We start from the raw sequence: 12,624 nt of genomic DNA on the forward strand, positions 1-12,624 counted from the left end.
TGCCCTAGTTTCCTTTAGCGAATAAATTTATTAACAGTCTGGAGCAAGGTATTTTCATCTACAGGTTTGACTAAATAGCCATCAGCGCCACTCATATTGCCCCAAGTTCTATCAACATCTGTGTTTTTAGTTGAGCAAATCACTACCGGGATTCCTTTTGTTGTCGGATCGGCTTTCAACTTTCGGCAGAACTCAAATCCACTTTGGCCTGGCAAAATCAAATCCAGTAAGATCAAGTCAGGTTTTTGTTGTTTCAACCGCAGTTGAGCCTCTTCACCACTACGAACTTCATAAACTGAATATCCTCCTTGCTCTAGGTAACGTGTCATCTTTTCGGATTCTGTGAGGCTATCTTCAACTAAAAGAACTTTTTTCATTTTTTTCCTAACTATTTAATTCAGAATTTGAAAAATAATGGCGACAAATAAATTAACACCAAGCTAGATTTAGAAAGCAATTTCCCATCCACAATCGGTTTTGAAAATGGATGTAGGAGAGCCACTGGTATGACTGTCGCTTCAACCTAAACGGTTAAATACTTGTGAAGCATATTGAGTACTTTCTCTTGTTCTACAGGTTTACCTAAAAAGTCAGTTGCTCCTACTAATTTTGCTCGCATCCGATCTACTATTCCATCTTTCCCAGTTAAGATGACAACCGGCACATTTTTGAGACTTGGAGTTTTACGGATTTGAGAACAAATTTCATAGCCATTTACTTTTGGCATCAAAAGATCCAAAAAAATGAAGTCTGGCTTGGTTTTAATTAGGTTTAAAACTGCCGTCAAGGAATCTTGAATGCCAACAAAGCGATAACCTTGATGGATAAGAATTTCCTCCAAACTGCGACAGATCATCGGACTATCATCCACACATGCTACTAAAGGTCTTGAGAGATCAATAATTGCTTTGCTAGCCGCCGGGGGGGCAACTTGTAAAATAGTCTTCTCTTCTTTCTTCAATGAAGAATTAGAATTATTAACTGCACTGGACGAATTGACAATTTCTTTGCTAGTCGCTAGGGGAGCAACTTTGTTGAAATTGGGTGCAACTTGTATAACAGTATCCTCTTCTGTCTTTAGTGAAGAATTGGAATTATTAACTGCACCAGACGGGTTGCCAGTTTCTTTACTAATCACAACCTGCCTGAGCTTTGGGGTAGGTGAAAAAGCGATCGCACCTGTTTTTACCAATGTCATCAATAACCGAGTCAAAGCTAAGACATCCCGACCGCTTTTTTGCCCTAGACCTCGTAAAGTTTTTGTTCCATCAACTAGAGCAATAATCTGCTTAGAGGATGCTTGTCCTTGGAGTAGCTCAATTTTTTGAATGATCGGAAATAAATTGGGCGAGTAGGTTGCCAGTCCTGCATCTCGCCATTCTTGCCAGGCTTGTGTAGCCCGTTTCAAGACTTCCTCTGTTGGTATTACAGCTAAGAGAACCCCAGGAACTTCACCAACAACGGTAGTATGTGACAACTGCCCTGTTGGATTGTTGCCATTTTTTTTGGCTTCAATGTACTGCATGATATCAAACAGGACTTCAGCTATTGAGCTTGCAATCAGGCTAACAAGTTGTTGTTGTTCGATTAATTTTTGTTCTCGCAACTTAGCAAGAATGGAATACTCGCGGTAATTTTCCTGGGGAGAGACAAGCTGCTCCAACTGTGTCACATCCAGATTAGAACAGTACCGCAACAAGTGTCGTCGCCATCGCTCATCGGCATTAGAACCGCCAGCCTGCCAAATTAATCGTCCTAAACGAAAATATAGCGTCCAAGTTGGCCCATCCCTTGCTTCAAGATTTAGCCTACCTGTAAATAATTTAGTTTGAAGTTGCTCGATCAATTGATTCACAATAGATCGCACCTCCTTATATATCTTGAGTTTTGCATTTACATTAGAATTTCTCAAACAATCCAGCTTACTAACTTCATTATGAGATTGCCAATAGCACAGTTCAAAACCTTGATTGAGCTATCCCAGCTTCTTATATCCCTTTCCAATCTGGATATTTTTAAAGTTAAAACCGGAAGATTGAACAAAGATTTAAGCTCTTTTTCTAATTATTAATAGGTTAACTAATTATTAATAGGTTAACTTGTTGCCATGTTACATCTCTTGAGCAAATTGCTTGTATAGATGTGGTTGCAATACAGACTGGAAAAAGATGGAAATGTTGAATACTACAAACCATAGACCAGCTTTAATGCTTATCGATTTTGTACTCTGCTGCTTAAGGCGATAGACATAAGCGATCGCCCAACCGCTAGTCTGCAAATACAAAAAATGAGCTTAAATTAAGTTTGTCCAGAAATTGCTTGTTGCCGAATAAAGTATTGGCGATCGCGTTGTTCTAGTATTCCTTGCTTGATTAAGGAGCGCAGGATATCTATCGTTTGCACCCGGCTTAAGCCTATCACCTCTTCAATTTCTATCAGAGTAGCTCCTTCAGCTTGCTGAATGTATTGCTGCACTTTAGATTTAGCAGTATCCGCATTCAAGGCAGGCGCTTTCCTAGTCATGGTATTGACGGCAGGACGAAAACCATTGGCTTTAATTGCAGAACGGGAGATTGACCATTTTGGAACTGTTGCAACTAATTTCTCTTCTTTAGCAGGAGTCGGGGAAACTGCTTGTTCGGGACTGTAATCGCCCCAAACACTGTTATGTAAGATTGCCCGGAAATTTTGCAAGTTTTGGAATAATGCCTGAGCGTTTGCTGAACGCTGTTGGCGGTATTCTTGCTGGCGTTGCGAGACATCTGTTTTTATTTGCAATATTTCCAATTGCCGCTCTACAATCTCTTGCTGAAATTGCTGCTGTTGTGAGTTCCTGTCGTTGTGAAGGCTGGTAACAAAACTTCTCAATTCTTGATGAAGCACATCTGCTTGTAGCTGAAGTTCTTGTTGAGTTAGCTGTTTCCACTGGTTAACTTTTTGACGGCGTTCAGCAGTTATTTGCAATCGCTGCGATCGCTCTTGTTCCCATATATTCTTGAGAGCCATCAGATGATATCTCCTATTTTGTTAACTAGAAATATTAAATAAGCTGTTATGCATTTAATTTGTACATTTACCTGATGACTGATGACAGATGACTGGTAACCGTCAATAGTCATCTGTCAACGACCATCAAGAGTGTTTATATACTTTAGACGCGCATCAGCTTAGAAGCCATAAAGACTCCCTTTTTCTAATGTGGTGTTAAGCAGCAGAGGGAACAGCAGCCTGAGATGTTAAACCAACTGCCTCGGCATATCTTAAGTAAGTTTCAACTGAAGCAATAACAATCCGAGCTTCTATTGATAGCAGTTCAATACCAACTAAAGAAACACGTACCCAAGCATCGATTACAATTCCTTTATCCAAAATGCGGTCAATAACTTCAGCCAGACTTGAAGATGAGTTAACTTTTTCAACAGCCATTTTCTTTTCCTCTCACAACTCTAATTATTTATTTCATCTTGCTCTGATTGAGCAGTAGGTAAAACTTACACAATGTGTTTTATTCTTCCTGGGTTTAGTGTTCCCAAAAACATGAGAAAATATAACAAAATAAAAAAATAATAAAAAGTTAACAATATTTTTTTAGACAAAAATTAAAGAAAAAATCATCTAATCTTGATTCTTTCTGCGAAAATTTTAAATATTATTTTTTATGAAATTATATGAGAGTATTTTTGAGAAAATGATAAGATGGTAGAGGTTCACTCAGTGACAATTGCCAGTGCGAGCATTGTACCTGCCAAAGGGAAAACTGCTGCGTACTGAGCGTTGAATCGTTGCGCTGTGCCAAAAAGTGGATTTGCCGCACATCTGACTGTCGAGTTTCACAGATAACATTTGTATATGTTTTGAGAATTAACTGGCTCAAGAGTTCCCACTGTTCGGATTGTTGTGCTTGAAATGCTTGCTGTGTTTGGTAGCGTTGTTTTTTAGCTAATAAATAGGCTTTTCCCTTGGCATCAATATTGTCAGAATCGTCAATCAAATCACAGGGTGTCATTTTTAAGGTGTACTCAACTTTGTCTGCTAGCTGAGTTAGGGCTTCTAGATATTGCTCTTGGTGCTTTTCTAGATGATTCAGCAGTTTTTCTACAGAGGTAAAACCCCTCCCAAAGCGTAGGGGAAGAAGGGGAGTTTGTTGAAAAAGTTCTCGAATTACGCGATCGTGGTTTAATACAGCTTGAAGTAAACGCTCATCCGTTGCCTGTATTGCCTCCAGTGAGATTTCTGACTCTACGATCGCGCCTAAACCAGAAGAGTAAACTAGTTCAATATTCCTTTCCATCCCGAAGGGTAGAACAAGTGGTGATGCGGTGGGGACTAGAAGAGCATAAGCGTATATTGACATAAATAATTAAGTCGAGACAAATAAAGTTAACTAACTAATAATTCCCTTTTGTTCTACCAAAGTTAGAAAGTCCTCCGGGACGCTTCTTTTGACATCAAAGGTGTTTTTGGAGGATAAGTAGCTTCTGCTCTGAACTTCTGTGTTTTTTCAAGTCAGAGACTATTGGTCTGTCTCATTAAATTTCAGGGATAAGAGAACGAACCGCGTTCGCGTAGCGTCTCGCAGAGAAGGCGCGAAGTACACGAAGGAAGAAGGAAAGAAGAGAATTTGAAATTTGATTCACCTATAAAAATTAATGGGACAGATCACTATTGAGATTGGTGCTGATTAGCAAGCATTTGGTATGTAACTTGGAAATCATCATTTGTAATCTGAATCAAGCTGGAGTCAGTCAATCCTTGGGTGCGGTATCGACGAATGGCGCTTAAAGCAGCTTGATTGCTTAACAAAGCCAAGTCTGCTCCATTCCAACCCTCGGTAACTGTCGCCCAAGTTTCTAAATCGACATCAACCAGGGGACGATCTAGATTGTGAACTCGTAAAATCGCTAATCGGCTGGCTCGATCTGGTAGATCGATTTTGATTTGTAAGTCCAATCTTCCGGCTCTGAGCAAGGCAGGATCGAGCGCTTCTGGACGATTGGTTGCTCCTACTAACAGTACTTTCGGGCATTCATGCAACCCATCGAGTTCGGTGAGTAGTTGACCGACAACGCGATCGCTAACTCCAGAATCACCAGTGAATCGTCCCCGTGCTGGTGCTAGGGTATCAATTTCATCTATAAACACAACGCAAGGAGCTGCTTGCCGAGCTTTGCGAAAGAGTTCTCTGACTGCTTGTTCTGCTGCACCTACCCATCGGCTGAGTAATTCAGGGCCATTCACAGCAATAAAGTTGGCTCTAGCCTGAGATGCGATCGCTTTTGCAAGTAATGTTTTTCCGGTTCCAGGCGGCCCCCATAATAGAATCCCACGGGGAGGCTTGGCTTTGGTTTGCTCGTATAGTTCGGGATAGAGGAGTGCGCCTTCAACAGATTCTTGAAGTTTTTGTTTAACATCATCCAATCCACCAATGTCATTCCAACTTACACTAGGTACTTCAACTGCTACATCCCTGAGAACTGAGGGTTTTATCTCCTTAATTGCTTCGAGAAGATCCTGCTGTACGATAGTCATGTTCTCAGGAACGGGACTGTTGAGTGAGGGGACTTGACGACGAAGGGCAATGTAGGCTGCTTTTTGGCAAAGAGCTTTGATATCGGCACCAACAAAACCGACAGCCAAATCGGCGATCGCTCCTAAATTAACCGAAGTCTCCAAAGGCATGGCACTTGTCAAAATCGTTAGAATTTCCAATCGTCCATTGCGATCGGGAACCCGAAACTGAACTTCGCGATCGAAGCGTCCCGGACGACGCAGCGCCGGATCGAGATAATCGGGACGATTTGTTGCCGCTAATACAATTACGCCCTCAGTTTTAGCAAACCCATCCATTAACCCAAGCAACTGCGCCACTAGTCTTTTTTCAACTTCACCTTCCACTTGGCTGCGATCTGGGGCCAGGCTGTCAATTTCGTCAATAAATATCAGGCAGGGAGCAGAACGAGTTGCTTTCTCAAAAATACTTCGCAAACGAGCTTCTGCTTCCCCGTAATACTTGCTCATCACCTCTGGGCCATTGATGGCAATGTAGTTTAACTCTAACTCTTCTGCCAAAACACGGGCTGTTAAAGTTTTTCCCGTACCGGGCGGGCCAACGAGCAAAACCCCACGCGGAGGCTCTAACCCTAATTTCACCAATAAATCTGGACGTTTAAGTGGAATTTCAACTAACTCTCTGATTTCTTGGAGAACATCAGCCAAGCCGCCGATACCTTGCCAAGAAGCTTTTGAGTTCGTCCGAGCTGATGGGGGGGTGACATCAGTATCATCCGTTGGTGTAGCTGCATCGGTGGAATTGGATCTGACTCGGCTGGAATTACTTGTTCTCGGAATATTGCCTTGCCGGGGAATACTACTGAGATTATGAGACCGAATTTGAATAGAAGTTTTTAACTCCCCTTTCTCTACTTTTTCTTCTAAAGCTTTTGCAATTTCTAATAGGTGTTCAAATCCTTTAAATATGTCGTCCATTGATTTTATTTAAATAAAAGGTAGAGAAAAATTTAATTTCTAAAAAATTCAACAGTTTCAATTTTTATTGCTATTCATACCAACTCTCTATAAAGATGCCCCTAAATATTTTTGAACATAGCAAATTAACTTGAGAAAATCTCTGCGTACCTTTGCGCTCACCTCCGCGTACCTTTGCTTTAAAAAAAACTATGATTTGGCACAGCATCAAAAAGAAACGGTATCAATAGGGAGAGGAATTAATTTAATTGGAACTGAACAAGTAAGTCGGTGAAAAAAACCTAACCATAATTAAGAAGATAAACTAGACTAAAATCCTCTTCCCTCCTGCATCATCCCAACTACAAATATTTACGCCGTTGTACTTAATCGAAGACGAGCAAAGTTATACGGGGCAGTGAAATTGTTGTAGCGAATTCGCAAACGGTTTTCAAATTGGCGATCGAGTGCTTCAACGTGTTCGCTAAATTGTGATTCTGTTTCCCAAGGAATTAGGTAGGCTGAATTGTAGATCATTGTGTCCATTTGGGGAGCATTTTCTACTACCTCGATCGCAATGGAGTTGAGCGTGCTTTTAAATACATCGATGATGCCTTGCTTGCGATCGCTCATTCCCTGTTCGATGACTTGCCCTATTTGGATTACCCGCTCCATACTCAGGGGTTGACCCACTAGTTTATCCCTTTCAGTTTTGAGATTTGGGTGTTCTGCCAATAGTCCCTGAATTTCTGCCTCGGTATCCCAAAAAACTTTGACACTAACTTCTCGGCAACCCGATAACTTCGCAAGCAATTGCGTCAATTCTTCTTGATGAGGACGAATTAATTGCTCTGAAACCTTTTCCCAACTGGAAACCAAAAGTCCAAATTGCACGGGCAGTAAATAGCGATCGCCTCCTTGCATGATCTCCTCAAGGACTTTTTCATGACTTAGCAGGTTACGACGGCTGGCCAAATAACGCTCTTGCTGTGCTTCCGAATAGATGACTGCAAAATCATCCAAAATTTTAATTTGTACGGGTTGCCGATCTAAGCCCTCTAAATTTAAATTTTGGGGAGCAGGCAAGGTCAAAATTCCATAAATGTAAAAACTCATATAAATGTCTTACCAAGAAGAATGTAGATAAAAAAGTTACAGGGGTTTAGAAGTGAGTACTAATCTTAATTTGGCATGAACTAAGCTTAATTGAGCCAGTCCTAAGTCCAAGTCACCTTCAACCACAACACCCGTATTTAATAGGCGATCGAGAAGTTCTAGAATAGAGGGTTGACTAGAGGTTTCACCGGGGTAGTATCCTCCAGATTGGGGAAGTAAATTTCCCATTTCACCCAAGTTAATATTTAGATCGGCTGGGTCAACATCAAATATCTCGCAAAGCTTAACAACCTGTTGTTCAAGCTGTTGTAGGCTTTCGGAAGCTCGATCTAACTCATAGTCGTTGAGAGTGCCAGCATCCATTCGCCGAATCACCTGAGCTTCCATGAGTTGGCGTATCAGCTCAACAACCGTCAGTAACAACGGTGCTAAACCGGAATCGGAACCTTTTGATTTACTAATCGCCTGCATTCTGATGATTAATAGGATTTAGTGTTTTAAGCGATTGCAGTTCTGTTTCTAGACTGGCAAGACGCTCTTGAAGTTGTTGATTAGTTGCTAATAAGGTGCGAGTTTGACTATTAAGATAGGGGTCGCTCTCCCACCAGTTAATTCCAATCTCTTTGGCTTTATCAACAGAAGAAATCAACAAACGAATTCGGATGTTGAGCAGTTCTGTGGAGCCTACGGAAATAGAAATATCTCCTGCGATAACAATGCCTTTATCCAGAACCCGTTCTAGAATATCTGCCAAGGTAGAACCTTGAGTTGATGTGGTGATAGCTCCCCGATTAGTATTAGTACTCATTTGTTTATTAAATGGCCAGAATCAAGAGCAACTGTTTGTGAGATGTTCGGCGACTCGGCATTGCCCTGCATTTGGACTAATACTCCCTGCTCTCTGAGAGACTTGAGTGCAGCCACAATTTGACTGCGATCGATCCCTAGTTCTACTGCCAATTCAGAGAAACGCCTTCCTGGAGAATTACACAGGTAGTTATAGACTTCATGTTCGTAAGGTACTCGTTGTTCCAATACAATCTGATTTTGGTTGTTTGGTATTATCTCTGACGGCTGAGATTGAGTATTTATACGATGATAGAATTCACTTAAAACCTCTTCCAGTAGCCGAGTTGCTTCCATGAGAGGTTGATTCGTGCGAGAAAGCAGGATATCGGCACAAATATCTTGGAAGTTAGGATCTCCAGGGTTGACGGAAATTTCGTGTTCGTGGCAGATTTTGGCAATCATCAGACAGGAACGTAATCCACCGCCCTGTCCAGAGCCAGATCGACTCCAAAACGTCCGTACTAAGCGGACAATTACTTCTGCTTTCTCGGAATCTATACCTGTTTTATGAACTACAATTTCCTGCTGACTCAGTTCATCAGGTGTAGGCATATCGATGGTAATAACACGATCCATCAAAGCATCCTGAGTTGCATGAACTCCACAATACTCTTGAGGATTTGATGTTAAGATTGCCCGAAACTGAGGGTGAACCCGGATATACTCGGCTCGATGTTGGTTTGTTGGTAATACTAACAACCTCTCCTCAAGTACGGAGAGTAAAACGTTATTTACCTCTGGGTGCGATCGATTGAATTCGTCGTAAACCAGCGTAAATCCTTCTTTACAAGCTAGGGTTAATCGTGCATCAACCCAATGTTGTCGGAGTTCATCCTCAACTTTAACAACGCTGTGGATATAATTATCAACAACCTTTTTACGGGTATAACCTAATTGATTACCAATCAAGTCTGAGGTTTTAAACTCATCATCTCCAAATAAGAGGATGATCGGCTGATTGAGCAAATCAGCTAGATGCATTGCCAGAGTAGTTTTTCCGACTCCGGCTGCACCACGCAAATGTATTGAAAAACCTGACTGTAGATAGCGCAAAGCACGTTGAGCGACGCGTTGAACCGCAGGTGTATTGACAAATCGCTGGGGAGATGCATTTAATACTGTTGTCAAACTCTAAGTACCTCCTCAATAGTAATGTGTTATACTAAAGTCTTTTTTGTTACATTGCAAATATAAAATACAGATGTCAATCAGCCTTAACTGGACTCAAATCCAACGGATTTTGGCATCAACACAAGACTAGTAATGTTTAATATTTATGTCATCAGCATGATTACGGTGTTGAGAGGATACCTTTAAGAAGTCCACACAGGTGTAAAGCAATATGGTTCTGCGCTTCTTACTATTACCGATTACTGGCCCATTAATGGGGGTAACGTGGCTTGGGGAAAAAATTTTAGAACATGCGAGTACTGAAATTGATGATAAAGAGAATCTCAGCAAGCAGCTTCTTGCACTCCAACTTGCTTTTGATATGGGGGAAATTCCTGAAGAAGAGTTTGAAATTCAGGAAGAAGCTCTTTTATTAGCGATTCTGGAAGCAGAACAGGAGGAACGCGATCAAACACAAGAGGATTGAAATTCTTTCCTAGCTTGTGTGATTTATTGCTTTAACTAACGTGCGCCTCCGTTGGAGACTCACGTTAATTTTAAAAATGTTGTTAGCTATTATACTTAAATAAATTATGCTTCTACTGTACAAGTATTAATTTTAGGACTTACGCAACTGGCATATTATTTTTAGTTTGTAGTGTACCCCTTCGGGGAAGCAAGCTACGCGTAGCGTCTCGCAGAGAGGACTTTAGTCCTCAAAATCAGGGCTGAAGCCCTTACTACAAACTAAAAGTTTTAATTTTTGTGACACTTGCGTAAGTCGTAAATTTAATGGAAGCTTTACCCGATAATTGGGCAGATATTCAACCTGATACTGTATATCTTTCAATCAGTGGTCTGCTAGTTTTATTTGGCAGCGAACAAATAAAGCTGGGATTAAAATATGATCGGAAGGGGAAACATTTAAAAGCCATTGAGAAAGGGCTTGTACCTCCTCGCGGTAATGTTGGGTTGGTGGCTTCCCAAGAATCTGGCTACGATTTTAAATCTAAAGTCTTAGGTAAAGGTGGCGACCGCCGATTTCATGCAAAATTCATTGATGGTATATTGCACTTCTCTGGTTTGGTAACAGAACATTAAACCCACATAACTATGACAAGGCTCGAATTAAAAAATCATCAAGTTTGGCAAGATTTAACTGAAATATTACAAAGTTTAGATGCTAATCTTCTTGTTCAAGAACATCTTGACCAGTGTGATTATAAAGTGTGTGGCTATTGGGATGAACAAGATGAATATTATGAGAAAATTACGTTACCTCGTACCCTAGAAGCCGAATTAGTTAGCAGTTCAATAGGCGTTAATCACGAAGAACGTTTTTTACAACTAAAGTTTTTGCTCATAGCTGATGCTGTTGATAATACGAAAACTGCAAGTAGCAATGCTCAAAAACTTGGTGAATTGGTTCTTGTTTATGATGAAAATCTAGAATTTATTGATGAGAATTGGCTTTTAGATGTCGATTCTTCATTCCTTGTGAAGCTATCTGGCTAATTTTAGGGAATTGAGTAGAAGTAAGAAATAACTAAGCAACGAATTTTCGTGCCTAGCGCAAAGCTGAGTTGGGTTTCACTCCGTTCAACCCAACCTACGCATCTTTATCTATCTTGCATTTATATACTAAGACAGAGATATATCATGCTTAGTAAATACGCTAAAAACATCTAAAAACTCAATAACTGCTTCATTTTCAGATAATGGTTGACCCTGTTCGTTAAGCATCACTTTATACGGACGATTACAAGTGAAACAGAAATCTTGAAAAAAAAATGTCCAACCACAGTCAGCAACAAATGCTTTAAGTATGTGCCAAAGATTGTCTTCGGGAAAGCATTGTAATTCAGAAATGCAGTAATCGAGTAAGCAGCAGACACTACACTCTGCATCTGGCACCACTAAACCAGATACCAAAAAACGCCACAATCCCTCTAGCCGTCTTTGCTGATTTGTTTTTGCAGATTTCCAAACTGGAGATAATTTTTCACTATCACGTAAATTTACAGGTATAAGGCTATGTATAATTGGCCAAAATCTCAACTGCTTTTGAAGATAGTTCCATAGACAAATATCCAACTGACTCCCAACTTTTTCGATTAATGGCGATACAATATATCGATGAAATGTATTACTGAAAAGCCCTTTTTTAAGTAATTGCTTCTCAAGCCGCCTAATGAGATTATTAAGTTTTCGAGGATTACACCAATCTTCATGCGGATAAATACAGTTGAGAAAACTTAAATTAGCTATACCAAATGGACTATCAAAAAAATATATGTCGAATTCTTTTACACTAGATATTTGCTTATAAACAGTTTTAATCGTTTGAGTCGCTTTTTGTGTATCAATAGGTTGTGTTGAAAGTGCTGCTAACTGCCACTTTCTCTTATATTCACAAAGTAAAGCTTCCTGATGTGGTGTTAACTCAGAAATTAGTTGCATTAATTATTGAGGCAATTGTTAGTTTCTTTCTAGAACTTAGAAGTTATTGCAATTCAACAGTGTGACAATAAGCTGGCTTGAGGATCTAATTGACCTAAGTAATATCTTAATGCCTTTCTGAATTACCACTCCTTAAGTCGAGTGTAATAGCAACGAGTTTGGGCAGCAACCTTAAGATTACTAAGTAAAATTTTCATGTCGTCTTCCCCCACGATTCCGACATCCAAAAACGCGATCGCCCCTGCTTGGTGCGACTGAGCAAGGAAGTTGCGAAGAATAGGCAGCTGAAATCTTAGTACTTAGTATTCCAATGTTAGGGTGTTGAATTTTGGTGTATTGTTTTCTAAGTCAGTATTTGCTTGCTGATGGGTCATGTCCCCTTCAGCAATTGTTTGACTATTTAAAATAGCAAGACGCTGCTGAATCTGATGTCGGCGTGCTTCGAGTTTCTCTAGTTCCTCCTCTAAACGCTCCTTCTCTAACATCATTTTGTAAGCATTTAAGTAAGCTGTTGCTTGAGAACGTTGAGGAGGCATGGTGCTAAGTTTGGCTTGAATTTGTCTGCGGTTTGGAGTGCGATGCATAATAAATTTCCCTTTGGGTATGAAAGTATTTAGTCTAATT

16 protein-coding genes are annotated in these 12,624 nt (G+C 40.4%); 3 read left to right on the forward strand and 13 right to left on the reverse strand.

What is annotated here, in order from left to right; translation table 11 throughout:
• Positions 1-14: 14 nt before the first annotated feature.
• The 11 genes from GJB62_RS02480 to gvpN form a co-directional block, all read right to left on the reverse strand.
• Positions 15-377, reverse strand: a complete 363-nt coding sequence (locus GJB62_RS02480) for a response regulator (protein ID WP_069071669.1) — start codon at positions 375-377, stop codon at positions 15-17.
• 146 nt (positions 378-523) lie between these two features.
• Positions 524-1,855, reverse strand: a complete 1,332-nt coding sequence (locus tag GJB62_RS02485) for a response regulator (protein ID WP_114085083.1) — start codon at positions 1,853-1,855, stop codon at positions 524-526.
• A gap of 255 nt (positions 1,856-2,110) precedes the next feature.
• On the reverse strand, positions 2,111-2,284 hold the full coding sequence (locus GJB62_RS02490) for a hypothetical protein (protein ID WP_181852931.1): 174 nt from the start codon (positions 2,282-2,284) through the stop codon (positions 2,111-2,113).
• A gap of 14 nt (positions 2,285-2,298) precedes the next feature.
• A complete protein-coding gene (locus GJB62_RS02495) occupies positions 2,299-3,006 on the reverse strand; it encodes a gas vesicle protein GvpC (protein ID WP_114085082.1) in 708 nt (235 codons plus the stop codon).
• 198 nt (positions 3,007-3,204) lie between these two features.
• Positions 3,205-3,426 carry a gas vesicle structural protein GvpA gene (gene gvpA / locus GJB62_RS02500; RefSeq protein WP_012408764.1) on the reverse strand — a complete coding sequence of 74 codons (222 nt, stop codon included), beginning with the start codon at positions 3,424-3,426 and terminating at the stop codon, positions 3,205-3,207.
• 238 nt (positions 3,427-3,664) lie between these two features.
• Positions 3,665-4,354 carry a GvpL/GvpF family gas vesicle protein gene (locus tag GJB62_RS02505; protein ID WP_114085081.1) on the reverse strand — a complete coding sequence of 230 codons (690 nt, stop codon included), beginning with the start codon at positions 4,352-4,354 and terminating at the stop codon, positions 3,665-3,667.
• Positions 4,355-4,662: 308 nt separating this feature from the next.
• Entirely contained in the window at positions 4,663-6,486 is a 1,824-nt protein-coding gene (locus GJB62_RS02510; RefSeq protein ID WP_114085080.1) for an AAA family ATPase, read from the reverse strand.
• Between the two features lie 351 nt (positions 6,487-6,837).
• Entirely contained in the window at positions 6,838-7,581 is a 744-nt protein-coding gene (locus GJB62_RS02515) for a GvpL/GvpF family gas vesicle protein (protein ID WP_114085079.1), read from the reverse strand.
• A gap of 36 nt (positions 7,582-7,617) precedes the next feature.
• Positions 7,618-8,052, reverse strand: a complete 435-nt coding sequence (locus GJB62_RS02520; protein WP_114085078.1) for a gas vesicle protein K — start codon at positions 8,050-8,052, stop codon at positions 7,618-7,620.
• The gene (locus GJB62_RS02525; protein WP_114085077.1) at positions 8,039-8,389 is read right to left on the reverse strand and encodes a gas vesicle protein; all 351 of its coding nucleotides are present in this window, start codon (positions 8,387-8,389) and stop codon (positions 8,039-8,041) included. The genes GJB62_RS02520 and GJB62_RS02525 overlap by 14 nt, the downstream gene beginning before the upstream one ends.
• On the reverse strand, positions 8,386-9,558 hold the full coding sequence (gvpN, locus tag GJB62_RS02530; protein ID WP_114085076.1) for a gas vesicle protein GvpN: 1,173 nt from the start codon (positions 9,556-9,558) through the stop codon (positions 8,386-8,388). The genes GJB62_RS02525 and gvpN overlap by 4 nt, the downstream gene beginning before the upstream one ends.
• 214 nt (positions 9,559-9,772) lie before the next feature.
• Between gvpN and GJB62_RS02535 the strand changes: the two genes are divergently transcribed.
• From GJB62_RS02535 to GJB62_RS02545, 3 genes are all read left to right on the forward strand, one after another.
• Positions 9,773-10,027 carry a gas vesicle protein GvpG gene (locus tag GJB62_RS02535; RefSeq protein ID WP_114085075.1) on the forward strand — a complete coding sequence of 85 codons (255 nt, stop codon included), beginning with the start codon at positions 9,773-9,775 and terminating at the stop codon, positions 10,025-10,027.
• 305 nt (positions 10,028-10,332) lie between these two features.
• Positions 10,333-10,641, forward strand: coding sequence for a hypothetical protein (locus tag GJB62_RS02540; RefSeq protein ID WP_114085074.1), 309 nt, complete (start codon positions 10,333-10,335; stop codon positions 10,639-10,641).
• Positions 10,642-10,653: 12 nt separating this feature from the next.
• Positions 10,654-11,055 (forward strand): hypothetical protein, encoded by a 402-nt coding sequence (locus GJB62_RS02545; RefSeq protein ID WP_114085073.1) that lies wholly within the window; start codon positions 10,654-10,656, stop codon positions 11,053-11,055.
• A 126-nt stretch (positions 11,056-11,181) separates the two neighbouring features.
• Here GJB62_RS02545 and GJB62_RS02550 read toward each other — a convergent pair whose 3' ends face one another.
• Both GJB62_RS02550 and GJB62_RS02555 read right to left on the reverse strand, forming a co-directional pair.
• The gene (locus GJB62_RS02550; RefSeq protein ID WP_114085072.1) at positions 11,182-12,000 is read right to left on the reverse strand and encodes a hypothetical protein; all 819 of its coding nucleotides are present in this window, start codon (positions 11,998-12,000) and stop codon (positions 11,182-11,184) included.
• Positions 12,001-12,299: 299 nt separating this feature from the next.
• A complete protein-coding gene (locus tag GJB62_RS02555; protein WP_114085071.1) occupies positions 12,300-12,584 on the reverse strand; it encodes a hypothetical protein in 285 nt (94 codons plus the stop codon).
• Positions 12,585-12,624: the final 40 nt, after the last annotated feature.

Source organism: Nostoc sp. ATCC 53789 (genome assembly GCF_009873495.1).
Taxonomy (GTDB): domain Bacteria; phylum Cyanobacteriota; class Cyanobacteriia; order Cyanobacteriales; family Nostocaceae; genus Nostoc; species Nostoc muscorum_A.